The organism is Paenibacillus plantarum (genome assembly GCF_013141695.1).
Classification (GTDB): domain Bacteria; phylum Bacillota; class Bacilli; order Paenibacillales; family NBRC-103111; genus Paenibacillus_E; species Paenibacillus_E plantarum.
This window is the reverse complement of sequence record NZ_WHNY01000009.1, coordinates 81,720-107,406: the sequence shown is the minus strand read 5'-3', so window position 1 is coordinate 107,406 and position 25,687 is coordinate 81,720. Positions and strand designations below refer to the sequence as shown.

Annotated in this window: 23 protein-coding genes and 1 pseudogene; 6 read left to right on the top strand and 18 right to left on the bottom strand. The window is 35.6% G+C overall.

Annotated elements, in window-relative coordinates:
- Window positions 1-221 precede the first annotated feature (221 nt).
- Entirely contained in the window at window positions 222-1,232 is a 1,011-nt protein-coding gene (locus tag GC096_RS04160) for a hypothetical protein (protein WP_171629042.1), read from the top strand.
- Window positions 1,233-1,464: 232 nt separating this feature from the next.
- On the opposite strand, the gene GC096_RS39290 is transcribed toward GC096_RS04160, so the two are convergent.
- The 4 genes and pseudogenes from GC096_RS39290 to GC096_RS39645 form a co-directional block, all read right to left on the bottom strand.
- Window positions 1,465-1,752: an IS3 family transposase gene (locus GC096_RS39290; protein ID WP_312886180.1), complete on the bottom strand. Its 288-nt coding sequence runs from the start codon at window positions 1,750-1,752 to the stop codon at window positions 1,465-1,467.
- On the bottom strand, window positions 1,746-2,057 hold the full coding sequence (locus GC096_RS04150; RefSeq protein ID WP_171629040.1) for a hypothetical protein: 312 nt from the start codon (window positions 2,055-2,057) through the stop codon (window positions 1,746-1,748). Before GC096_RS04150 ends, GC096_RS39290 begins: the two co-directional genes overlap by 7 nt.
- 285 nt (window positions 2,058-2,342) lie before the next feature.
- Complete coding sequence (locus GC096_RS04145) at window positions 2,343-2,582, bottom strand: transposase (RefSeq protein ID WP_246302557.1); 240 nt, start codon at window positions 2,580-2,582, stop codon at window positions 2,343-2,345.
- A 1,145-nt stretch (window positions 2,583-3,727) separates the two neighbouring features.
- Window positions 3,728-4,765: pseudogene (locus tag GC096_RS39645) on the bottom strand (IS4 family transposase); the annotation flags it as partial.
- A gap of 607 nt (window positions 4,766-5,372) precedes the next feature.
- Between GC096_RS39645 and GC096_RS04130 the strand changes: the two are divergent.
- Together GC096_RS04130 and GC096_RS04125 are read left to right on the top strand one after the other, a co-directional pair.
- Complete coding sequence (locus tag GC096_RS04130) at window positions 5,373-6,341, top strand: hypothetical protein (RefSeq protein ID WP_171629037.1); 969 nt, start codon at window positions 5,373-5,375, stop codon at window positions 6,339-6,341.
- Window positions 6,342-6,350: 9 nt separating this feature from the next.
- Entirely contained in the window at window positions 6,351-6,917 is a 567-nt protein-coding gene (locus GC096_RS04125) for a beta-sandwich domain-containing protein (protein ID WP_171629036.1), read from the top strand.
- 323 nt (window positions 6,918-7,240) lie between these two features.
- On the opposite strand, the gene GC096_RS04120 is transcribed toward GC096_RS04125, so the two are convergent.
- From GC096_RS04120 to GC096_RS04085, 9 genes are all read right to left on the bottom strand, one after another.
- On the bottom strand, window positions 7,241-7,432 hold the full coding sequence (locus tag GC096_RS04120) for a hypothetical protein (protein ID WP_171629035.1): 192 nt from the start codon (window positions 7,430-7,432) through the stop codon (window positions 7,241-7,243).
- Window positions 7,433-7,665: 233 nt separating this feature from the next.
- Window positions 7,666-8,064 carry an ABC transporter permease subunit gene (locus GC096_RS04115; RefSeq protein WP_312886183.1) on the bottom strand — a complete coding sequence of 133 codons (399 nt, stop codon included), beginning with the start codon at window positions 8,062-8,064 and terminating at the stop codon, window positions 7,666-7,668.
- Between the two features lie 1,049 nt (window positions 8,065-9,113).
- The gene (locus GC096_RS04110; RefSeq protein WP_171629033.1) at window positions 9,114-10,901 is read right to left on the bottom strand and encodes a TniQ family protein; all 1,788 of its coding nucleotides are present in this window, start codon (window positions 10,899-10,901) and stop codon (window positions 9,114-9,116) included.
- Between the two features lie 3 nt (window positions 10,902-10,904).
- Window positions 10,905-11,111: an IS3 family transposase gene (locus tag GC096_RS39285; protein ID WP_312886182.1), complete on the bottom strand. Its 207-nt coding sequence runs from the start codon at window positions 11,109-11,111 to the stop codon at window positions 10,905-10,907.
- 287 nt (window positions 11,112-11,398) lie between these two features.
- On the bottom strand, window positions 11,399-11,530 hold the full coding sequence (locus GC096_RS38580) for a transposase (protein WP_246302556.1): 132 nt from the start codon (window positions 11,528-11,530) through the stop codon (window positions 11,399-11,401).
- A 516-nt stretch (window positions 11,531-12,046) separates the two neighbouring features.
- The gene (locus GC096_RS04100; RefSeq protein ID WP_171629032.1) at window positions 12,047-12,790 is read right to left on the bottom strand and encodes a hypothetical protein; all 744 of its coding nucleotides are present in this window, start codon (window positions 12,788-12,790) and stop codon (window positions 12,047-12,049) included.
- Between the two features lie 299 nt (window positions 12,791-13,089).
- Window positions 13,090-14,130: a TniB family NTP-binding protein gene (locus GC096_RS04095; RefSeq protein WP_171629031.1), complete on the bottom strand. Its 1,041-nt coding sequence runs from the start codon at window positions 14,128-14,130 to the stop codon at window positions 13,090-13,092.
- A complete protein-coding gene (locus GC096_RS04090; RefSeq protein ID WP_171629030.1) occupies window positions 14,127-16,115 on the bottom strand; it encodes a TnsB C-terminal domain-containing protein in 1,989 nt (662 codons plus the stop codon). The genes GC096_RS04095 and GC096_RS04090 overlap by 4 nt, the downstream gene beginning before the upstream one ends.
- 15 nt (window positions 16,116-16,130) lie before the next feature.
- The gene (locus GC096_RS04085) at window positions 16,131-16,721 is read right to left on the bottom strand and encodes a TnsA endonuclease N-terminal domain-containing protein (protein ID WP_171629029.1); all 591 of its coding nucleotides are present in this window, start codon (window positions 16,719-16,721) and stop codon (window positions 16,131-16,133) included.
- Window positions 16,722-17,120: 399 nt separating this feature from the next.
- Between GC096_RS04085 and GC096_RS04080 the strand changes: the two genes are divergently transcribed.
- Window positions 17,121-17,975, top strand: coding sequence for a hypothetical protein (locus tag GC096_RS04080; RefSeq protein ID WP_171629028.1), 855 nt, complete (start codon window positions 17,121-17,123; stop codon window positions 17,973-17,975).
- Between the two features lie 604 nt (window positions 17,976-18,579).
- Window positions 18,580-19,104: a hypothetical protein gene (locus GC096_RS04075; protein ID WP_171629027.1), complete on the top strand. Its 525-nt coding sequence runs from the start codon at window positions 18,580-18,582 to the stop codon at window positions 19,102-19,104.
- A gap of 131 nt (window positions 19,105-19,235) precedes the next feature.
- On the opposite strand, the gene GC096_RS04070 is transcribed toward GC096_RS04075, so the two are convergent.
- Genes GC096_RS04070 through GC096_RS04060 form a run of 3 tightly spaced genes read right to left on the bottom strand, consistent with a single transcriptional unit; the run spans window position 19,236 to window position 22,935 of the window.
- Entirely contained in the window at window positions 19,236-21,233 is a 1,998-nt protein-coding gene (locus GC096_RS04070; RefSeq protein ID WP_171629026.1) for a DUF3732 domain-containing protein, read from the bottom strand.
- A 3-nt stretch (window positions 21,234-21,236) separates the two neighbouring features.
- Window positions 21,237-21,719, bottom strand: coding sequence for a three component ABC system middle component (locus GC096_RS04065; RefSeq protein ID WP_171629025.1), 483 nt, complete (start codon window positions 21,717-21,719; stop codon window positions 21,237-21,239).
- Window positions 21,703-22,935 (bottom strand): ABC-three component system protein, encoded by a 1,233-nt coding sequence (locus tag GC096_RS04060; RefSeq protein WP_171629024.1) that lies wholly within the window; start codon window positions 22,933-22,935, stop codon window positions 21,703-21,705. Before GC096_RS04060 ends, GC096_RS04065 begins: the two co-directional genes overlap by 17 nt.
- Window positions 22,936-23,355: 420 nt before the next feature.
- On the opposite strand from GC096_RS04060, the gene GC096_RS04055 reads away from it, so the two are divergent.
- Window positions 23,356-23,943: a hypothetical protein gene (locus tag GC096_RS04055; RefSeq protein WP_171629023.1), complete on the top strand. Its 588-nt coding sequence runs from the start codon at window positions 23,356-23,358 to the stop codon at window positions 23,941-23,943.
- 34 nt (window positions 23,944-23,977) lie between these two features.
- Here the strand turns inward: GC096_RS04055 and GC096_RS04050 are convergent, their stop codons facing one another.
- Both GC096_RS04050 and GC096_RS04045 read right to left on the bottom strand, forming a co-directional pair.
- A complete protein-coding gene (locus GC096_RS04050) occupies window positions 23,978-24,478 on the bottom strand; it encodes an HAD family hydrolase (RefSeq protein WP_171629022.1) in 501 nt (166 codons plus the stop codon).
- Window positions 24,468-25,634, bottom strand: a complete 1,167-nt coding sequence (locus tag GC096_RS04045; protein ID WP_171629021.1) for a DNA-processing protein DprA — start codon at window positions 25,632-25,634, stop codon at window positions 24,468-24,470. The genes GC096_RS04050 and GC096_RS04045 overlap by 11 nt, the downstream gene beginning before the upstream one ends.
- Window positions 25,635-25,687 lie beyond the last annotated feature (53 nt).

Here is a 25,687-nt window from a genome sequence, read left to right as displayed (position 1 = left end):
TAATATTGTAAAAAGTGGAAATTTGAAATATGATTAAATTGTGTTAATATTCACAATTCATTAAAAACAGTAAGTCAAAACAAATATTTTAAACGACAGTAAAAGTTTAGTAGGTAGTAAATTGTAGAATTAACCAGAACCAAGATGTTTAATTTGATTATGTGTGCTTGTAATATATAAAATACTTATCCTTTTTTGATTTATTTCCGGGGGTCCAGTTCATGGGAAAAACTTTGTTTTTAAACAATCCTATAGTAAAAACATATCCTGATACTACATATCTTCTTTCAATTCTATCAGGTAACAATACTGGGAGTATAAAATGGACTTTTAATAATTTTATTCAGATACAGTGTCCCAAGTTAATCGATCATAATTTTGTTGTGAATTTCTATTTCTGGAAGAATTGTTTTTTTGATTGTCCACTTATTAACTGGCAAAGAATATCTAAAAGTTTCATAAAAAATCGTTTTTCAGATATTTTAGAGTATTTAGAATATTGTATTGAAGACGGACAATACTGTTATTTATCATTAAATCAAAGATACATCGGTACTTTTAAGAGAGATCAAACAAAAGATAATTATCATATGGGACTTGTATCTGGATACGATAATACAAGTAAAGAGATGTACTTAACAGAGTTTTACTCTGGAAAGTTCGACACTAAAAAGATTCCTTACGATGAGATCTCTCACTCATTTGATTATAATATCTCTAATAACTTTAGAGATTACGTGTTGTTAATATCACTTAATGAAAAGGCTACCTGCCCCTTAAAATTAAATAATATTATTACTTCAATGAAAGATTATTTAAACTCATATGTAGATCTTAACTATTCTAGCTACAATAAATATATTTATGGGATTAGCATTTATGATAAGATAATAGAACATCTGAATTTGATAAAAGAATGCAAAATCCATATTGATCATAGGTCAATTCATTTCATGTATGAACATAAAAGATTAATGAATTTAAGGTTGAAATATTTACTAGAAGCTAGAATTATATCCGTTGCTGAATATATCTCAATTAATCAACATAGCGAAGAATCAGTAAAAACTACTTTGATATTTCGAAATATGCTTCTAAAAAGTTATTTTTCAAAAAATTATGATGAAATTAACAAAATTATCAATGGAGTTAATGTGATGAAATATCATGATGAAATCTTGTTTACTAACTTAATAAAAATACTCGAAACTAAAGACATGATGTTAGTGTAGCAGGACGTAATGTTTTCAGGTTAGTATAATTTGGTATAAACTTCATAGAAGAGCGCCTCTGTTTGATGGGTTACTAACTCGTGCACAAACCGATCATACAGAAGCGCTCCTTTTTAACAAAGGCCATATCTTAGCCTTAACTGGTCATACCCCTGTCAAGTAGACAGATGAAAAAAGCTATGCTGCTAGTGCGCACCGATACTCAATCGGCGCGCGCTTTTTCAGTTTATCCCTAAAACCGTTGGTAGTTATAAAAGTAAATATAATCTTCCACGGCTTGATGTATTTCACTTCCTGATTTACACTGTTGGAGATACAACTTCTCTGACTTGAGATGCGGGAAAAAGGATTCGATGCATGCGTTATCTAGGCAGGTCGCTTTGCGAGAGTGGCTGCCTTTAACGCCGAATGCTTCTAATCGTGTGTTGTACGCCTGAGACGTATATTGGAAGCCTTGATCCGAATGGAGCACAGCTTCCGCTATGTCTCTTTTTCTTGTCCACTGTTTGGTGTCTAGCACGAGCTGCACATCATTTCTTGCAGATAATTGCCAAGCGACAATCTCGTTGTTAATAAATCTTGAATAACGGAAAGATAATGAAAGTTCGTTCGATCGGAAATATAGGTAATATCCGTGACCATTTTCTGCTGTGGTGCAGTGGCATGGAATTTACGTTTTAAGCGATTCGGATACACAACGGAGGGAGTGTAGTTGGACACTTTTCTCTTCCTACAAATAACAGACTGGATATCTAGATCCTCCATCAGCAGCCATGCTTTCTTGTGAATGACAAGGTGACCGATCTCTCCTAACTCAGTCACCATACGCTTATAACCCTAGTAGGGATGTGCAAAATGGATAGCCATCATGTGCTCTTCAATCCATGATTAAAGTCGCGCTTAGTGGCACGTTGAGGCTGTGTGGTTCGCCATTTGTAATAGCTAGCTCCAGGTATCCCTGCAATAGCTAGCAAACGTGTAATGCCGTGCAAAAGTCGTAACTCCTCGACTATTTCATAGTTATCTCGCTGACTGAGTGCTTCTCCTTTAATAGATTTGGATACCGCTTTTTTAATTAATTCACCTGCGCTTTCAGATAATCCCGTTCTTCTACCGTACTAAAGGTCTTACGTGGCGTCCTGTAAGAGGTGTGATTGTCTTCACTGATCTTACGTCAAAAACCTCTCCGTTTAGCCATTTCTTCACCCATACCTTTAATTGCGTACAGTTTCTAATGTCTAACTTTTCAGCTACCATTTTATAGCTGGCTGATCCCTTCAAATATTCCTGAACGGCAGCTAACTTAAATACCTCTGTATACTGATTAAATGTTTGACCTTTTTTAGCCATAAAAAATCCCCTCCAAGTTGCACTCATCTCCTTATGGTACCATAAGGTTTTTTCTGAGTGACTACTTAAAGGGGATATTACCAAACAGGAACGTCCCCCTGTTTTATTGGTTTAACTAACGTATTCTCACTCATTCGAAGGATTTCATCTCCTTAAAAATAACGACTAGAAAACAAAGTCCATGGATAAAACCCTTAAGTTTTAAGGGTACGGGAATAGAGGAGCTGTAAAATCCATTCCCCTAAAATTCACTCTACTGCACGCATATTCCACGAATACCTGGAAGTTTACCATCCCATGACTCTACTAAATATTCCATCGTTATCCAAGGTGTGGAGACTGATTACGTTTAGCGGATGGTTCAAAGCCCTATTCAGGCATGAACTCAGTTCTCCATACATTCTTTATGAGTCAATCTACGTATTATTTATAGAGTTATTCAGCTTGTACAATGATGTGACTTGCCTTTTCAGCCGTTAATATTTCACCTTTTTAGGGCAATGCTAATCAAGATTCGAACTACTTTTCCCAGCAGTTTAAATACTGATCTCAGCTTCTTCATATGCTTAACTTTAACGTTATACTGTGGAACTCTCGAAATACAGAATTGACACAATGGGCTGTAGGGTAGCGAGAAACAAATATTTACGTAAGGTAGAATCTCCTCGTTTCGATTTGACGATCTGTCCCTTCTGTCTTTCCTACGTACTTTCAGCTAGCTTAAGACCGGCTTTTCGCAACAACTGACGACCATGATCATAATGTCTAAGATCACCCGCACCAGCAAAATAACGTCAACAAAGATGGAGCAAATCCCCTTAATGGAGCGAAGCTGACTTGCCATCGGAATCTCTCTAAGTATGGCTAGTTTTTTGCTTCTGCATCTCCCCTAGCATTTCTACAAAGCGCTCAAACACTTCGATTAATCGTTCTAAATCTCGCTTTGCCTCAGCGAAAAGCCGTGACTTCCCCACATTCTGCTTGGCCTGAGCAATAAGCTAAGCTCAGTAGCTTTTTGCGTGCCTGTAGAGCCGCCTGCTCTGTGCATATGCTTTCCTCCAGTCGTAATCATATCCGTTGTGGAGCATGTCGTAAGATCCTGCGGTAAGGATTTATTGAAACCCTAATTTAGAATAGAGCCTTACTCAGCTTTCGCAGCACAGTTCTCCGAATAACCCCTTGATATAGCAAGGTAAGCCAGCGATCCAATAACGTAGTTGACAAAAGACTGACGACTCTTTAAATGTTTAATTTTTGCATAAGTCAACTGCATAAATAACCTCATGAGTTGTTGTAAAGCCGTCTGGTAATCCAAGTCTCTGACTTCATCGGCTAAAAGGAAAAACAGACCACCTAACGACTTCGTATCATTTTCCTGTCGACTCTCATATTCCATCACCAAATAACGGCTGAACACGATTGTTGTGTGGCTGATGAGCATGTCAAAGGAACTGCCCTGGAATTCGGTGCCAAGTTTAAAAAAGCTATTCGTAAATTTGAATAATGTCTCGATGCTCCAGCGCATGCCATATACTCGCACAATTTCATCCATGCTCACCGTCAAGTCGATGCTAATAATGGCCAACCATTCTCGGCGTTTGTTGCGGTTTTGAACAAATACGATCTTAATAAGTATCCACAGGCTATTTCGGCGATGACAGAACCTAGAATTTCAAAAGCCTTGCCCTTTGGAAGTGTTGCTTACAACTTTTTCAGAGTCATCAGCTTGCCGTTCAATCCGCAGCACAGCTTCAATTCTTTGACCATGCCAATAACCGGAAGTCCGATATTCAACTGACGAAGGAATGGCACCTGAGTAAACCAACTATCCATTAGCACATAATCCGCTGTAAATCCAGTGGACAGTGCCCGTTGTAATAGGTCCACTAGTGCATCTGATTTACGGCTGAGTGCCTCAAACCGGTGTTTATAGCCATGGCTGCACTTAGACAGATATTCTTTCATTTAACAAATCCGGTTTGCCAGCTTGGCTGAAGAAAGCATGACAAAGTCGATAGGTACAAAGCTAAATCCATCGGACCAACCGAGCGTTAACATGGTAAACCCTTTGGTAAAGCGACCGGTCGTGTGGTGTGGAATACGGGGGTCAACAATTCGGCTTTCTTACTGCGATTACGCCTCAGGACAGAGTCGTCAATGATGAAAACGCGCGTGCAATGTGGAAAACAAAAAGGAAACCCAGGTTTTTGCCTGTTCACACAAGGATTTTTGTTACCTCCTTGTTGCTGTCTAAGGGCTACCAACTCTAAGCAAGTATGCCGAAGATCAGAATGCCTATCTTAAAGAAATCGTCACTATCAGTCGTGTTCCTGCATTCGATTTGAAGCTTAAAACTTAGAAAATTCAATTTCCTTCATACTTACTTCATCACGACACAAAGGACAAACTAATATTGGATAGCTGTATATACGTTAATTGACACCAAGGATTTTAAGTATCTTGCAACTTTATCCAAACCATTCAGCAAAAATTCTACACATTTACTTAAGAGCCTTGGAAAGAGATGCCCCTTTGGCTACATATAACTTTCTAAACTACAGTAAGTAAATTACTCCTCTCTTCAGGAAAACTCTAAATTTCGGCTTGTTTTTACATAAACTACCTCTTTTCTTTCTGATTCGGACTATATATGAAAAAATCTCACATTAATATAGAAAAAACTGCCCTAATTCCGTAATTTACAACATTACCAATTAATAAATTGAAAATTATAATGAAATTAAAAAGCCTTAATAATATATTCAATCCATTTGTGAAAGCGAGTATCATATGAAGACTAAAATAGAGTTTAACATGCCTTACATTTATCAGCCAAGAAAACATTTTTTGAGTTGCCTAGATTATTTGTTATGTTCGTATATTAATGCTCATAAAATTCCATATCAATTGCTATTGACTGATAGCTGGGGATTTTTCTATGAGGATATTTCAACATTTGATGTAAACGAATCAAGAACCACACCGTTATATCAGAATATGGAAGGTTTACTTGGAATGTCAAAAAGATCTTACAATTCTGAGAAGTTATTAAGTATTATTAATAAAGTAGTTGTTGAAGAGGAAAGCTATATTTTTACATCTGGCGAAGGTAAATACTTGCCATGGCATCCAACATTTCGGACAGCCGACAATCCCCATTTTTTTTTAATAACAGATTTTAATGCGATGAAAAATGAGGTTTATATTGTTGATTTAGTACCTCAATACTCAGGATGGGTTGATCTTAAAATAATAGATGAAGCATATAGTTTAAGTAGTAAACTCTGTTTTCAACTTTCAGTTCCCCATTTTGATGGTGATCTTAATACCACATTACAAAAAGGTATTTTAAGATGTGTCGATAGAGTATTAGGTGTAGAAGAGCAGATCAGTAAACCCTATAAAACAGGGATACTAGGCTTGACTCAATTTAAGAGTGATTTTGTGAAGAAGGAGTTTAATGATCTTAATATTATAGATATTTGGTGGAAGTCATTAAAAGTTATAATAGATGTTCGAGATGGGTTTCTAGAATTATTGTATTATTTACAAAACTGTTCCATTGAGAGTGTTACTATTGAAGTAAATGAACTAAGGATTATTGATGAGACACTCAATTCGTGGTTTGCATTTAGAAATGGATTGAAGAGGGCACAATTGACTAATAATTTTAGTAAGGATATTCATATTTCGAGGTTAGAAAAAATAATTGATCAGGAACAAAAATCTGCAATTGCTATTAAAAATATGTTGAGGTGAAGATGTGTAATGAGTTTGAAAATAGATTTATCAACATATTTTAATAATAAAGGAGTAAGTTGGTTAGATCCAGAAATAAAAGCACAATTCGATCATTCTGGGAATAGTTTCCCTGGTGAGTTACTACCTAATCATGAAGAAATTTTAATATCATCTATTCCTTTTTCCTTTCCAAAGACAAATTGCGTAAATTTTGATCATATTAGTTGCGAGGGCCAGTCGATATTAGTAGGAGCAAGCAACGAGGGATTTGAAAGTTTATATTTTTTAGGGTGTGCTTCGTGGGGGGATTATAAGCATTCAATAACAATTAATTATATTGATAATACTTCAGTAAACAAGGAGTTGGGATTCTCTAATTGGAATAAATACCAAGATGTTAAATTTTATGGTGATCCTGTTTTTGGGGAGCAGATAGGCCTAATTATTCCCTTCACTAGAAAAGGAACTGTTCGGATAGATATCAAAGGTGGAATATGGGTACAACAAATATTAATTAATAAATCAAAAGGCGTGTTTTCTGTTGATCTGCCTGATAATCCGTATTTTTTTATTTTCGCAATGACTTTAGTTTAAAGTATTAAGCTTCTTCCACAAAGTAAAAGTATTTTAGTACTATCAGCGACGTTAAAACCGTTGACTTACCCGTGCCGTAGTCTCCATGGATGAATAGCAACTCTGGTTTTTTCGCAAGCGGGTTCGCCCGGAGCAACAACTTACTGAGGTGAGAGTACGGGATATCCGCTACGACGAGCATCGCCGGGTTGGTTACATAGAGCGGGCAAACCGGATCCCACGCTCATTCTTAATCCAGGTGGACTTCATAGAGGAATTCAGAAAGTCCTCATAGGGTTGCAGTTCCTTTTCTTTATTATCAAACGTGGTAATGCCAGCATTGATTACAGCCAAAGGTATTGCAAATTGTACAACGACACATCAAATACGCCAGTCTCATAGATTTGCAGCTGGCGTATGCTGGATTCGAGCCGACTGAACGGTTCATACTTATTATACTCAAGCGGTATATTATACAAATCCGTGCCTTGTGTGCTGTTGAGGAACGCTACCAAGGCGGTCTTGACAGTCTTCATATTTTGCTCGACAGCGAGCTGGTTGTGCTTTAAAATTTGCAGATTTCCGGATTCTACATACGTCTGCATCTTCGAGGAAGCGCGGAAATAAGATAGAAAACCAAGGATAGTGAGAGGTACAACGCCAAGGAGGCAAAATGGGATTTATATATGTTCCGTCATCTTGATCGGAAACCCCGGGTAATCGAGATCTTTTTGATACTTTTCTGTCATGTTCTCTCTCCTCCAAATAATCAACCTATCCCTTTGCAGATCCCCCGGCTAGACCTTGGATCAAGTACCGTTGAATATACATGAAAAGTAATATTGGTGGAATAAATCCAATAATGCTGCCTGCCGCAAGAGAGCCACATTGAACGCTGTATTGACCAATTAAGTATTATAAGCCAATTGGAATGGTAAACTTCGATGTTGAAGTCAAGAAAGAAAACGCAACCAAATTCATTCCAGCAACCAATGAATGCAAATGCTGCTGTTGCTACAATCCCGGGGAGGATAACTGGCGTAATGATGGTAAAAATAACACGGAATCTACCTCCACCATCCACCATAGCCGCTTCATCAATTTCTTTTGGTAAGCCTCCAATAATGCCTTTCATTAACAAAGTATTGAAAACTACTTGCGAGACGATATATAATCGCGAAGGGGGTATTCATCAATCCCATATTCTTAAAAATGAGAAACAAAGGCATTACAAACAGGATAACTGAAAGCATCTGCGTACTGAGCATAATTATCATAAAAAGATTTTTTACGGCAAATTTGAATCTAGTTAACGCGTACCCATTTACGATTGACAAAATCGCAATGAATACAACAGATACAAAACAAATAAACAAACTATTTACAAAGAATCCTGAGAATTTGTTTACACTCCACACCTGAAAAAGTTATTAAAGGTTATAGGCTAGGAAAATAATGAATTGTAGAACTTATCATAACTATTAATCCATCGGATAATCTCATTGAATATCAAGTTCTCCAGATTTCCGCCTATAATGTTGAATTTAATAGTAGTCACCTTTCCTAGAACGTTTAAAAGACTGCCAACAGGCAGTCCACGTGAAGTAGAACTATACTTCAATGTCAATTACATGGATATATACAAATTCTTTAATGTGCGCGTTTAAGAGAACGATTTAGAATCACCACTAACTCTTTTGTTTCCTCGTTTTTAAAGATTGCATGCTGTTTTAAATGGTTATTCTCGTATTCGAGATCCATTATCCTAATATGGATTGATTCATTCTCCATTTGCAAAGAGAACAATTTATTGAATAATCCTTCAACTGTTTTTTTTCATCCTCCATAGTAAACGCAAGTTCGTTTTCTTCAGGCTCTATATCTACTGGTTGAATATTTGGATTCTTTTCAGTAGGACTTGATTGGTTGGTCTTACATTTCCTTTTAATACTTCGTGAGTTAGAAAAACCTCCTAGATCTCCAGTTGAATTGTTCCATGATTCAAACAATTCTAGAACTATCAGTTCATTAACTTTTTTCAAAATTCATCATCAGTTCCACCCACTTCTCTATTTTTTAAACAACATGGAAGAGTCACCTAGACTCTTCGCGCAAATCTTTGTTGTAAAAGTAATAATCAGAGAACTGATTATTTATTGCCAATTCAAGAAACTACTACTTTTCAAATGTAGAAAGTAATCTGTTAATTGATTCATCCTATTTGCTAATTACTTTTTTAATCTCAAAATTTAATAGATCAGTTTCATTTCTTAAAAATAAGTACCCCTTCCCTTTATCAATAGAAGGACCACTAATTGGACTAACACCAGAATTAATAATTCTCGTTAGCATTGATATTGATGAGTTTACATTATATTTCTTCATAATTTCATAAAGAGAAATATACTTACTTTTAAACTCTTCTATTGCTTGTTTTGTAATTACATTTTCTCCTCTCCCATTTTTCTTTGATTCAATGAAACCTTTTTGTACCCAAGATCTAATCTTTACGAGATTATTATCAATAAATTCGCTAGCTCTCGTAATTGAAATATATTCATTTTCGATAGCAGCATACACTTCTATTTTATTGAAACTATAATCACTTAATCTCATATCGTTGTCCAACTTAATAGGAGTTAATTTCGAGTTAAGCACCAAGCTTATGAAATCCTGAAAGTACATTGCTGAACCTCTAAAAATCTCTACCGTTTTATTGAATGGAACAATTTCATCATCTTTTTCAAGAAGTCTTGATTTTTCACTGAACTTATTTAGTAACTCATATACGCTGCTTTCTTTAATTATCCACTTATTGTAACCATCAATATCCGGACCTCTAACTACACTTACTAAATTTGATTTTATCAAAGCGGTCGCTTTATCCTCACCAATTCCGAGAATTCCACAGATTTCATCACGTACAAGCCATTGGTTTTGTATCCTTAATTTTTTGGACAATTTCTGTTTATTATATTTTTCAGGATATAAAAATTTTCTTAATACGACGCTTTGATTATCAATTGTTTTAATTCTCAGCCTCCCATTTGTTGTTCTTCGAGGCTCATTAATTAAGTTACGTTCTAGATATTCGTTATAATGTATCAATAAAAAGCGGTATTCTGGTGATAGAAATTTTTCTAATAATGCCCTGTGGAAATTCCCGAAAACTAAATGTATACCATTATAACTCTTATTTTTAGAAGGCTTAGATATAAGCGCTAATTCATCTAAGAATTTATGGAAACTACTTGGATAATCGGTGAAGATTTGGTACGTTTTCATAACAATTTCATTCCGCAGATTCCTTGTATTCGAGTTATTGTATTTTATCCTGAACTTGTGAAAATAAAATGATATTTGATGACCGATAAAAATAAATAAATATAATATCTGATTGAACTCTAACGATAAGAGAGGATTATTTCCATCAACTTTAAACGGACTTTGAATAAATAACTTTTGATGAATTAATCTACTGAACTCAACCTCTTGATCACTACTCTTAATAATAGGACTGTTTTGATAATTAAAACCACATTTACAAACATTGATTTTATTTAAATACGGAGAAATATCTTTATTACAATTTGGACACACTTCAATAAGTCTAATACTGTGATTAGGACAAGTTGAAAGCAAATTAATGTGCCACATTTTTCTTACCCAGCCTTCTTCTATACAGAGTGGACAAACTTTAGTTTTATAAGTTCCAATACCATATTGAATTATCGTATTACGAACAATTGGATCGCACATTTGTAAGTCAGGTATAAATGTTAATGATAAGAGTTTCTCTACTTCCAGACCTAATAGATCTGACAATAGTGAAAGATCAGCTTCTTGGTAATGAATTTCAGTTGGCTTATTGTAGGATTTAAGTTTAACTAAATTGTAAATCCACATCACTTCACCAAGGTTATTATTTTCACTAACTCTTTGGATGAAGCCTTTAAGACTCTCATCATATTCAGGTATAGCGTTTCTATCTAATATTTTCTTCAATTATTATAACCTCCCTTTTGTATCTTCCCACTGATATCGATGATGATTGTAATAGCGTATGTAACAGTTTATTGCCTCTTGCACTTCGGCAAATGTTGTACAATGTTGGCTCTTAACATGATCTGTCAAATATCCAAAGAAGGACTCCTGAGGGGCGTTGTACCAGCAGTTGCCACGGCTATTGACTGCCCAAGGCCTTTGCTTTTCGATAATTTCTGGTAGGTCGGGCTCGTAAAATGAGTACCTTGATCTGAGTAAATGAACGCATCCTTATGAAGCTTTAGGCGTCTCTGTTTCACTAATAAATCAATTGTTTCTGTAGCTAACGGTAGATGGAGAGATTCAGAGAGGTTATGTGCTAGCAGTGCTCTGTAGAAGCACCTAAAATGGTCGACAAATACAGCGTTTGTGATTTACCGAACGGAAGTTAGGTTATATCAGTAAGCAGCGTAATGTCTGGGAGTTCCCCTCTGCAGCTTAATGGGGAACGTATGGTGCTATTGTGTTGCTTTGGCCATAAACCGATATGGGTTAGGCTTACGATGAGGACATACAAGGTCAAACTTCTTCATGAGTCTTCGGATACGCTTCAGGTTGTAACAGGTATTATATACGTTCTCCAACGTCATCTTAATAGATCTGGAGCCCTTTTTAAGCCTTTACGGTTAAAAGCTTTCTTAATGAGAGCACCTGCTTGTTCGTCCGCCAATACACGTTCCTGACGCTTGTCTACAGAGTTTAGGTAGTTGTAAAATCCAGAGCGAGACAACTCAAGCAATTGACAGAAGTAACGTGTCATTCGTGCTAAGACATGCTCAACAGCCTCTTGAATTATTTTGAAGCACTCACTGGGGTTTAGGTTTTCACCGTTTGCTAACAGCCTCCATGCGTTCCTACCTGACTTTATTACGTATTCTAACTGATCCTCCAGAAGTCTAATCTTCGTTTCTTGTCTAGCAATGATCTCCACAGGAGACAGAATTCGTTAGAATCCATTGTTATAATGGAGCTTTTAACTTCCCAATTCATGCATCCACAAAATGAAAAAATGCTAGGAAAGTCAGGTGACATTACGCAAGAGGGCATGGTTCCGTTCAGTTTGAAAGCCCGACCTCCCTGCTGAAGAAGATCCATTAATTTTGGATTTAAACCCGCCCGAGTGTAATTGACTTCTGTTGCAAATAAATTTGTCTGTTATTCTCCTTTTCAAAAGTTTTCAAAATGTATTTCCTTTGAACTTCAGTTATTTTTCTACAGTTATTTAGTTCCGATTTTGTTAGTATGCCTTTAACTAAATAATTAGCCACTAGAGAATAATCTACTTTAGCACATTGGAGAATTCGATCTGAATTGAGTAATCTAAAAGCTTTTGTTGTTCGAATTGACATTGGTAATTCATGTTTGGTCAGAGTTCCAAATTCAAACTCAAATGAAGTTTGCAACCAATGACATTTAGTTGCAAATTTTCTTTTCTTATCCCATTCATCGTGAAGTTTAGAAAATGCTAAATAGGTCCTCTTCCATAACACCACCTTTTCATCAAGTGATAATTCTTGAATCTCATTAGATAAGCTACTATACATTGTTTGAGTTCCACGCTGAGCTGGTGAAAATCGCACATAGCTGAGGGACGGCTCCTGAACCCCTTCTAATATTTGAATTTCTGCAGATGATAATTTATTACAATCAATCATAGATACTACTGGCAGTATACCTAAATCAAAAAGAAGCATATTTAATGCTGAATGATTATATTCATAAGTCTTATTCGAAACGAATTCACCTATCACACCTACTTCTTTCCACATCATATATTTCTGGCCTAACCCATCCTGCTCATCTCGAATAGATTGCCGTAAAAGGCTAAGTTGCTCTTTTGCTTGTTTCATCCTCAAGTAAGAGCCTTCTATGATGAACTGCTTTAGCATACTAATACTAATCCTAGTCACTTCCTTTAAGGCCTTCTATGTGCCTGTTTCCACTAAATTTAAAAAAACAATTCTCCATGTGTTGTTCACAAGGCCTTTTGACAGTGCTTTTGTTTATGATCACCTTAGAGTAATTCCGCATTTTGTCGGTATTCTAGCTATACATCACTAATAAAATAAGTGCCTCTATGCTTGCTAGAATAAAAGAAATATCCCCAATATTATAGGGATATTTCTCACGCCACCACGTTGCTTGCAGGTCATTTCTTGCCTTTTGGCTTTTTACTCTCATCGGTACTAGCTGCTACAAACCTTCCTTCCGCATCTAAAGCTTTCAACAAATCAAACTCTTCGTTCAGAAAAGGGTTGATTATTTTAGGCCTGTCTGAGAAATCCAGACGGTTGAATGCCTCGAAAAGATCAAACTCCGAAAGTCTTGATTGATTAAGCTGTGCAGCAATTCCTACAGCTTCCTCGAGAAGTTTCAGTAAGATCCTAGGCGTACCTTTGCAGACATAAAATAGCTTCATTGCCATCTTAATATCACTAAGATTCGCTAATCGCTGAAATGGAAGTGATTCGTCTATTTTTTGCAAAAAGGATTGAAATTGCTTATCTGGTTTAAACGGTGTTAATTCGACTTTTCGTTTAAACCTACTTGCGAGTTGTGGGTTAGCTTTAAATATTTTTTCTGAATCGGTCATACCACACAGAATAACTGGAACTTTAACTTCATTTACAAAAGATTTTATCCAGTCTGCGGTTTGCCTTAATACTTTTTGTGTCTCAGTTTCAAGTGCATGTTGCAGCTCATCAAAAATAACCATTTGAACCCTGCACTTAATTGCCATAGAAATAGCCCTACAAGTTTGTACTTTCTCAGTTCCTTTACTATAGAAAGGATCTCCAAGTTCAAATAAAAACTTTGAAGCAACATCTTTGGGTTTAGCATTTGCTGGAATCTCAACGATTAGTACTGGTACAATCGTCTTATTTCCTTCATCGTATCGAGGGTATTTTTCAACATACTTCCCCAAAACAGTTGACTTACCCGTACCATAGTCACCATGCAGAAATAGCAACTCTGGTTTTTTTGAACCTATTGACACTAAATGGCAACGACGAACTTCGTTGATGGCATTATTAAACTTACCATGGTAAACAACAATGTTTTTGACGGCGTCAAGAGATTGTTTAATCTTCTTTACTTGATCGAACTCCTCTGGAAACTCAAGTTCACTCCGGAGCTTTTTCATATACTCGTCATCCCTATTCTCGTCGTCTTCCAAAATGTTCATCATGCTGATTCACCTTCCTTTTTAAAATCTATTAATTGTCTTGCATCATCAACAAAATCAATTGACGGCAAAGTTCCCGCTCCCGGATCCTTTTTGTCGATCGTATTTACATTTCTTGAAGAGATAACGTCACCATGAACACTGTGAACCGCATCAGGATTAACCATCATTGGGAACGGATTCCCTGTTGATGAACCATGGTTGCCATCTTTAGCACGCTTATTCATAGCTTTTCTCTCCATATTTGCAATATCTAGTGCAGCTCGTACTGCATCAGCATATGGTGTATCATCAAACTCATTTTTCAATTCTTGCTGAGCTTGATTGAACAGCTTAATTTGTTCCCAAGGTATCGGTAAACTAGTATCCAATCCAAGGGATTCAAGTACCAAATAATCTGGAAATGCCTCGATATAAGTTTCCTTATATGGATCCCAAATAAAAATCGTCCGCATATCCGACATATCATAACGAATCCTAACATCTTCATTTTGACAGCCTTTACGCAGCATTTCATATTTTAAATCCATCAAGGCATCGCTTTGAAAATTTAGCTTTGCAAGCTTAACTCCGGTTTTAGAAACCTTTCGGTGCTCTAATCCCCCGCCCATTACAATTTGTAAATCTTTTTTATTACTTGGAAGCCGTAATTCCAATTCAGGATTTTCTTCCAAACTTTTTTTCCATAGTTGAGCGGGAACACCATTTCTTGAATAACTCCATCCATTAACCATATTATCAACAATGATTAAATGGAGAATAGAATACAAACCCTGTAATGTAATGCATGCTTCACCGACTGAGTCGTATTGCCCCTTCTCTTGAACGTTCGAGAAAGTAGTTCCCGGCAAACAGTGAATAATCGCTTGATTAAGACTTCTAAAGAAGCGTTCAACGACACCTTTTTGATGCCCCGATGCTACTGTACAATACTGCACATCAATGCCATAAGTTCTGCATGCATCCTGAAGATCGTACGATTCATTTGATGAAGCATTATCAAGTACGACCTCTTGGGGAATACCAAAAGCCGGCCACTCGTTCTTGACCTTAGGATACATTTTCTTTATGTATGTCTTGGGCATGAAGCAATGCAGCAAGCATTGTTTAATTGCAGAAGTATCAACCTTTTCGGTCAGGTAGAATCCCAGAGCTGAACCTGTATAAACGTCAATAGCTACAATTAACCAAATTCGAAAACGTCTTCCAGTTATTGGGTCAACGAGTATTAAGTCCAGCTTTGTCCAATCAAGTTCAATCCTTTCAAGCGCTGCTTCGACAGAAATCTTACCCATACTACCGTAGCGTTCAAGATCTGCATTTTCTTTACCATTCATGACTTTTGAAATGCGGTAAAGGTCAATGTTCTCTTTATAGACACGGGTAAAAGTGTCATAGGAAATTAATTTCAATTTTTCTGTAGCAGCACGTTGCTCGTTAAGCTCAGTAATCTGCTTCTTTAGCTCTCTATGAAGGGCTTTCATTGAGAATTTTGGGCCGGAGTACACAAAATCTTTTAAAATTTGCTCAACTAACCCCTTAATTTCCACGCCTACTCTTCTTACTTTTGGCCCACGCTTGGCTTCATTAGAAACTAAATAGCGAATATCCTTTGCCCATAACCACTTTCTACGCCAATTATAAAAAGTCGAGCGACTTATATTATGGAGTTTTAAATGGTTATCGAGCTCGACCCCAGAAATTTTCCCCTCTAGATAAGGTTTCAATATCTCGAATCGCTTTTCGACAGTAGCTTTGTTTTCTATAGGCAGTGTACCTAGATCTTGCTCCTGAAAAGGATGTTCCGTTGCTTTTGATTTAAGCAATAACCTCCCATCATTCCAAGCTTGAAGCAAGTCTTCAAGTAGCCAACTCTCCCGAATATTATAGTTAACAAGTTCTAAGTCAATATCATTTTTATTGACCTTCTTAACCACATACTCTTTACCGTCGAGTATAAACATCAAGCCATGTTTAAATAACGACATAGAATCCTCCTTAAGTTATTTGGGTTGTATTCCTGGTGAACAAATAATGCTGTTCAGGGAAAGCTGTTGATTGATTAGGTCCGCACTAATTTCTTGTTGAAGAATCAATTTATAAATACATGCTATAAACATCGAATTTGGAATCATTCGAAAATCCGACATTAACGCTTGTATTGAACATGAACCTAATGATCTGAGATGTTCTAAAATGATTCTCATCTCAAGTTGTGGCAGTTCCAGATTTTCGACCCTGAAGAGTTTCATAAGATTTTTTTGAAAGTACCCTGGTCTTATGTCCCGTTCCGTATAGACTCTAAACTGCCAACCCTTTGAATCACACAATTTCTGAGCAGCTGTAAATTTGTATTGATTCTCTTCCTTGGCTACTTCGCTTTCTCGCTTAACTTCCACTATGCATGTTCCATCCTCCGAATCTAAGCGATAATCAGGAGTGTAGCCTCTGTTCTTCCCGCCGCATACGTATTCAATTTTTAGCGGCTGATACTCGATCTTGCTGACTTTGCGTTCAAATTTCACGAGCCGAACGAAGTCTCGTTCCAAAAGGGATTCACTATAGACGGCATCGTTGTTCATCTTTGTGTTCACAACACACCTTCGATTAATACCTTTACTTGGCCTAATTTTCCGAACCGGCATTGTTTGCACCTCCTTTCTTTGCATAATTAATTGGAAGTATTGGTGGGATGTACAAAGTGTAAACATTCAATTTCAAGCGGAAATTTACTTAAATAAACTTAGTTAATTTTAAGGAAATACTAAAATTACTTATCCAAAGGTGATGGAAATTATCTAAAAACAAGACCTTTTTAGTAAGAAATTGATCAATAAATATTCAGTAAGTGCAGTTGACAAAAATGAACTAAAAATAATTAAATGTATAGTAGAGAGAGAAAAAAATCTATAAAACGGAGGGTTGGAAAATTTAACATTTTGTGCTGCTTGCGAAAGGTCAGGACTATCTATTCTGACTGGAGGCACAAGTAAATGAATGACGTATTATTGAGAAACTGCATGTTAAAATTTTTTGAAGAGCATTTCAATTTAGGGAGGTTGAAGGAGGATTTAGAGGAACTACAAAAAAATTATGAGCAATATATGATGGCATATAAAGCAACTGTCTTAAATCAAAAGTCTATTCAAGTGCAAAATGAATCTTTGTTCAATGAACAAGTAGGTAATCGCAGAATATTATCTATGTATATGCTAGGAATTTTAAGTCCTAGCCATGCAGCCGATTTAATCAATTCGAATAAGCACATATTTAATGACACTGTATCTTTTGCGAATTATCAAACTGCAGTTTCTGCTGCAGCATTACTTGAGGGTTGGGTAAAAGCCTATTCGGGTTCACCAATTATTACATCAACTGAACCTTCATGGTTTTTGGAACACACTGAATTAAAATTGCCAAAAATGAAAATTCCATCAACTAATGAGCGATCTTCTTTTTATCACGGTTTTATTAAATACTTTGATGAGAAAAAAATCGGCATTACGGTTGAAAACCATCACAAGCAATTTCTCCAAATATCAATTACGGTTGATTCTCGGTATGCTAATTCACTTAGTTTTTGGCGAGGGTATTTGCTTGATCTAGCAGGAAAATTTTTCATTAAAACAGATTTGTTTGAGTATATTTGTACGTCCTCCTATCCATTTTTTGCGCAACATTATCGAATTTTCCGTATAATGTTTTACAAAAAAAATGCAAAAAAAGTCATGCCTATTCTTTATCAAAGAATATTCTCATGTAGAACTGATGAAATTTTCATCAATAGGAAATACATCCAAGATCCAGTTATTAATTGGGATCATGTAATCTCAGAATTAAAAAAATAATTTTTCATCAAAAAACTCCTCCTATACATGAAATCAATGTATAGGAGGAGTTTTTTATATTTTTTCTTATTCCTCTTGCTATCCCGATAACTCCTCAAATCTATGGGTCTCATGACATAAAGGAACTTTTAAGGTACAACTTTCCTCAACCAGCTGCCACCTTCCGCAACTACAAGCCATATAATCCTAGACGGTTTCTGACAAGTATTGCAAAACTTCATTACTTATAAAACACTCATAATCATCGAGGACTATCAATCACAAATTTCCTCTCGGAAATATTGAATACCCGCAGCAGGGGTTCTTTATCAAGAGTCCCAAGGTCTTCACGAAGAACGAATGCAAAGCTACTATAAATTTTAGTCAAGTCACGTAACTTCCCTGGATCGTTCTCGTTCTTAAGAATCTCAAATCGATGAGAAAATCGGGATAGCCCAGTATTCTTCTTATATTCCTGAAAATCAAGTCGAGCAATCTCAATTTCATCAGATCGGACTGGTATGAACAATATACTCTCTCCTAATATTTATACGAACCTAGTATAAAAATAATATAAATGGTAAATACCTACTATAAATAATACATTTAATAGGAGGACTCTACTATGGTCAAAAAAAGAAGTATAGTTATTTGGAGTGAACACGAGGACACACAACTAGCTACCATCATAATTAATAACTTGCAAAGCGGCAAAACACAACTTCAAGCTTTTCAAACTGCTTCTCAGCAAATCGGAAGAACAACATCTGCCTGTGGCTTCAGATGGAATAACAATTTAAGGAAAAAATACGAAGATTCCATTGAAGAGGCAAAAATCTCTGGAAAAGCATTAAAGGGAGTACTTTCCGTCAAAGAATCTTTAACCAATACATCCGATAATAATAAGGCATCAGATGTTCAAGATCCAATAACCTCTATCATCAATTCGGTAGACGTAGTCCGCGACAAATTAATAGGGATGTCGAAGTACATCTTGGAACTTGAATCTCAACTTTCCAGGAAGGACAAGGAAATATCTGACCTCCGGAAGGAAGTTTCTGAAATTAATTACTACTCAGAAGACCTTCCTCTCTTAAAGCTGTTGTTTAAGAAGGCACATGAGATCGGTTTTCTTGATAAGATTAGTTAACTAAATGCCGCGGCTACATTCAATACTTAAAAGCAGACAATTTCTTGAACTTGTCTGCTTTTTTCTATTTTCCATGAATATAACTTAATTATGCCACCTGTAACAATTCCCATACCAAAGGCGCAATCTTCCTAATCTAGCCATTCACTTGGAATCAATGCACGATCCTCCGACTCTTCATCATCTCTCCATCTCTTGACAAGGTGAACATCATCTTCGTGAGCTTTCCATGTTATTTCATCAGCGTGCTCAATTAAAATTATTTGAGCCGCGGAGCTTCCTCTTGCTCTACTGTTACTAAGATGAGCAGCAAATGCTGTAAATATCTTCTGCACTTTTAAAATATCATCTGGGGTATATTCCGTGACCGATTGCTTCTGAAGTTTATCAGGGAAATAAACTTGACTGGGCTGATCAATAATAATAAATTGAGATACCGGATTCCAATCTAAGCCTAAAAAATGATCATGGAGTGCTAAAAGTGTTGCAATATGATACCCCATCCAGTTTGCCCCACTGCCAATTTCCCATAAAAAGTCGTCTCTACCCTCTGATTGCTTTCTTAGAGTAAGATTAACAACATCTAGTAATACAGGATCATTAGGGTTCTCTACGCCTAAAAACTTAGCATAGGTTGCAATTGAATTAGATACTTGTTGTAATTTCCCTTTCAAATTTTGTGCAAGTAATTTAGGGTTGACTTTCGATCTCAATTTCTCGATCTCTTGTTCCAAAATGTTTATTTCATCTTGCATTTCACTGTGTCCATGAACTAAGGCATAGTCCTCAAGTCCTTTCTCCAATCGCCCTAGATAACGATATACTTCGTTTTCTGTCTGTCTTATCGCTCGGATATTTTCAGACTCAACTTCAAGTAAAAGCTTTTGTTTTCTAATCGTATTTAATGAACTTTCAAGTTCACTTAATTTGCTTTTCCTTTTTATGATTTCTCTATCGAGAATATCATATGACTTATCAATAAAGTTAGAGGACTCACTTATCTTAACTATATGTTCTGCTAGGTGTTGAAGTTCTTCGTATGCTTGATTACTAACAGCACCACAAAAAATACACTCTTGATTGGGTTCAACAAACTTTGAAAGCCAACTAACTGGTTCCATTCGCTCTAATTGGGTTTTTAATGATGCATGATATTTTTTTTCAGAATCAAACAAACTCAGAAATTTATGTAGGTTATGCCTTTCGGTTCCTATATCTCTTGAAATGTCAACTTCTTCTTTTGTTAGATTTTGTAGTTCCTTAACTGCTCGTTCTGTCGCATGAATATCCACTTGCAAAACTGATACAGAATTATCGATTGAAACATTCATTAAATATTCAACGTAGATTTGAGAAGTCCATTCACTCGATGATTCTGGAGCATTCTTCAATAAACCATATTCCCTTGCTTTAGAATAATAGTCTTTAAGTTGTAACATCCAGTTATCAGTATATTGGTTAATTTCTGCTAACTTTCTTTGTTTCTTTTGCAATTCTTGCTCCAATAACTTCAATTCTTGCTTTAATATAAGGGTTTTCTTGTTAATAGCACCTAGCACAAGTGGAAAAATATTTTTTAACCGTTGCTGGTTTTCCGCAGTATCAGCTTTAAAAAATAATGTATAGGGATTGGCAACTATATGTTGCGGCTGAAATTGAAAAGCTGAAAAATCACGAAAACTAGCTCTTTTACCTGAGGAATCATCATCTGTTTGATCGGTTAATGTTAAAAAAGGCATGTTCGAAATTTCGTTAAGTCTATTCTTTAAAAACTTTACATTTGTCATACTAAATGGGTTTGATATTTCATCAATCTCTTTAAAATCTTCATTTATGTAAACTTCACCACTTTGAATCTGAACGCCAGGTTCTTTTCGAGCAAATAATCTCTTTCGATCTTCAAACTGAATAACTACACCAAACCACTCTGTTTTCTCTCGGATGACACCAACAGGGATAGTACATTTACTGCTCCCCAGACAATAATCAACTATAGGTATAATTGATGACTTCCCTTTTTGGCTATCACCTGTAATTACGTTTATTTTATTAAGGTCAAATGAAATTACACGTTTCTCTTTTGTGTCATCTTTGGGCCATAAAATAATATGTGCAATTTTAAAGTACATTTACTAAAACCTCACTTTCAATAAAGCACAAAGCTGATTAAAATCAATTGTTGAAAACCAATAACCCAAACGCTTAGAAGCAACCAACATTCGTTTAATATTCTCATTTTCTTTAAAGTCTGGAATTTTACTTCTTATTGGTATAAGCTCAAATGTATTTTTATCAACTAGTAAAATCTTAGCAGCCATACCGATATGTATCGAACGTAAAGTTAACTTACTCATTGACTCCATTCTACCTTGAACCCCTGCGAACAATACACGATCTTCGTTCAGTGCATTATACAAGCCGCCTTTTCTCTGTTTTGAATATACACTGTTCACAAAATGTTGATTGAACAACAAGGGAAGAACTAACATCAAATATGGAAGGGTCGGACCTCTCTTCTCATCCTGTGTTTTATAAAACTCTGAAACAAAAGAACATATCAGAATTGATCCTAGAGCGGCATTTTGGACTATATCAAATTCATTTAATTTTTCCAATATTATCACCTAACTCTCTTTCCCCAAATATTTCTTTGAAATCAGGGTGCCAACCTACTTTCAATTCACTAGACAAGTGATGATAGCTCCCTCTAGTAAGATAAAATTGTTCTGTTGGTTGACCTGCTAATACTTCTCTGTGATCTAACGTCACACTTAATATCTGTAATCCAACCTCCTCACCTAAACTTTGGACATCATCACTTTTACGTTTTTTTATTTTAAATGACTGCCTATTTGTTGAATGGATAAGTTTCCATCTTTCTGTGATTCTTTCATCAAAATCATCAAAATCTTGTTTTGTCAAATTGCCTTCAACACTAAATCTTGTTTTCTCAGCTAAACAGCATAAATAATCATCAATTGCTTCCATAAGTAATGTATCCTTCTCTTCTATAGACAATAAATAAAGTTGTTTAACAAAAGTATCGCTCATTACACGATTCCGCTCATCTTCAGATACTGGTATCATTCTCTTTGCCGTCTCAATAAAAGGTTTTATTTTATACCGTTCTAGCAATCGATGATAATATATGATAAAAGCTTCCCTTTTTAACCAAGCAGGCTTCTTATTTCTCCAATTATTAAGAGCACAGCTATGTATCCATCCTAAAAGCATATTATAGACTTCATCAAAAGGAACATCCGTTGGCACTAATAACAGTGATCGTACTTCGCTCATTAACGATTCGCCAAAACTGTTAGCACTCCCATCTGTAAGAACAATGTTTTGAATCATCTTATATAAAAGGCTTTCTTCCATATTTATTATTTCAACGACAAATTGCACCATACTCTCTGGAAGTTGAACTGCTATATCAAGAAGAGCAATCGCACTTTCTTTACTATCATCTTCATTCTTTGAATTGGCTAATTTCTTTGCTAGCCCATCAAGAACGATTTTATTCGTAACCAGATGAAATTCAACAATAGATGGGTCAACTTCGTTTGCTGTTATTGCTTTACACCATATGGAAAGTGTTTTCCACAAATCAACACTTCGATCCCCAAAAGGAATACTATCTGAAATTGAATGCTTATCTTGTTCTCTAACAAGAATTTCATCATTCATTGATTTAATTACAATATCATCTTCGGTTTCTATACCAATTAGTGCTCCGTCCTTACTTTTTGCTAACCAATACAACGCTCTTTCAGGTTGAAACAAGAACCCAGCCATGCTCCCTGGAGATGTATGTTTATTAGTACCTCCCATAGTAACCCTCTCTTCTGGTTTATATGCCTAAAGACCTATATTATATTCGTTATTATTAATTACCTTCCTTCCAAACGAATGTTCTAAATACAAAAATATACAAATTTTTCAAACCAATCAAACAGAACCTACTAATTTTGTTCATTTCAAAAACGGGCAAAAATCCATTAAGCTAGCATTTGAGACAATGTTGCTTTAGTTCCTTACCCTTACCATTACTACCAATCCACAACCTGAAATACATAACTAAACCTATCGTTGACGCCGCTTAAGAGGAGATGGGTAGTAGGCAATATGAGTATTACGAACTTAACAGCCACAGCAGTGGCAATCAGTATGGTTTAGATTACAAATTTTAGGTAGATATACCCAAGTTTGTATGGTAAAATTATCCTAATAATTTTCAGGAGGTTTTTCATAATGAGCATCTTTTCTTACCAACATCCTATAGCTATTGGTAGTAGAGTTCGATTCAAAACAATTTATTACGCAATGCCGTATATTCCCGCTTCTAACAATCCGATTTGGAATGAAGAAGATGAAGAACATCAAAGATACTCTAACTTTAGTAAATGTATATATAGTGCAAAGTATAAAGACTCCAATTGTCACTATTACCTCTTTAAAAAAGATTTAGCGCAAAACTTCTCTAATTTTTTTACTAATTATACCAATATAACATCTGTTCTACCAATTGGTTCTACTCACCCGCTCGTGAATCTTTTCGCCAATTATATTAATACCAATTACAAAATTCCTATTATTGATTGTATTCAAAAAGTTGAGAAAAGTGTCTTTAAAATTGCAGATGACATAGTCATTCCTGATACTGGAAACATTTTAGTAATCGACGATATAACAACTAGCGGTGCCGCTGTTACAAGTGCTGTAACCTGTCTAGTTAATCAAAAAAGTATCGATTTGGACAGAATAGTTATTCTGTGCATTGGAAAAACAGAACGAGATTTAATTGAATGGGATACATCAAAAATATTAGCATTTTCATAGGAAAAAGCGTCGAATGCCATATTCGACGCTTTTTTTATATAATGCTTAATATATCAATACCTGAGTTAAAGATGAAATTAGGGTTTACTCTGAGCAAATCTTCTCTACTTGAAACACCCCAAGTAACAGCTACAGAAATCATGCCAGCGCTATTCGCGGCTCTTATATCATTTACGTCATCTCCTATCGAGAGGATGTGCTCAGGACTAATTTTTAATAGTTCTGCACATTTTAACATTGGATCAGGGTGTGGCTTTCTTGGTGTGCAATCATGATATGCAACAAGCGCATCAAATCGAATATTATGAGAAGTTAGCAGTGTAATTGCATATTTTCTTGGAGAATTTGTAACAAAACCTATGGGTATACCACTTTCATCAATTTTAGCAAGAGTTTCTATCATATGGTCATAAACTGTGCACTCACTAGCCCTTAGATAGCATGTATCCCAATCTCTTCTATCACGAAATTGCTTTAATATACAAGTATTTATGATGGTTTCATCAAGATCAAATATAATTCCTTTAATTTTCATATTTTAATTGCTCCCAGACTTGATCAATGTTTTTTAATATCGCACTTTTACTCACATTATATTCCTTTGCTAGTTGAGAACATTGATTTACAATATCAACCAACTTTTTATCTTTTAAAATAACCTTGGTAGCCGAAGTAGAGCTAGGGCTTTCAAACAAACTAATTTGTTCAACATCGTCAAGAGATTTAATCACCGGAATTGCTACTTTCGATTCCTTGTTATTCGACCTTTTTATATTGTTATAATTCTGTTCCATTAACGAAATAAGCGTTTCATAATCATTTGTAGTTTCTAATATGTGTGCGCCATATTTATTAATCGCTTCTATTATGCCGCTGTATTCATACATATCCTTCGGTTCTAATATCTTAGGTGTAAAGAGCAACCTCTTCTGCTCATAAGCGTATCGTATGGTATGCATAGTTCCACCATCAATGCTTGTTTGTACTGGGCAAATACCAATAGATAAACCGCTTTGAATCCTATCTCTTTTAACGAATGCGCTTCTCATAGTAGCCGCACCTATCGGGTTTTCTGAGATTAGCAAACCATTCTGATTAATTATCTGATCAGCTAGAAACTTATTCTCTCTTGGATAAATTTTATCCAAACTCCCCGCCATCACTGCAATGGTGGTCTTGTTTGCTTTTAATGCAGCTTTGTGTCCTATTGTATCTATCCCTAGTGCTAGCCCACTCACAATTGTAAAATCTCTCTCAGCAAAACTCGTTGTTACTTTTTCAGCGACTTTGATTCCCATATCAGTTGGTTTTCTGGTTCCAACAACTGCAACATTTTTAGTGTTTTTTAAGACTTCAAGATTCCCCATACAATATAAAATCAAAGGAGGGTCTTTAATTAATTTTAATTGTTCTGGATAATTTATATTATTATAAGGTATAAGTTTGATACCAAATTTATTATGAAAGTTAATTTGCTCCTTAACAGAGTCAATCTGGTTTAATATGTAGTTACGATCATTTAATTTCGCTAATGTATAATCATCATAAATAAGTTTTGCTATCTCTTGAGTGAATTCCACTGTTGAAATATCATCTAGTTTTAAATCAGGATATTTATTTAAAATCAGAATTAACTTTTTAATACCTAATCCTTTAATTCTAGATAATACAATCCAAGTAATATCATCCATTCTTTCCCCCACCTATGCTATAAAAGTAAATGTCTGTAAATAGTATATCAAAC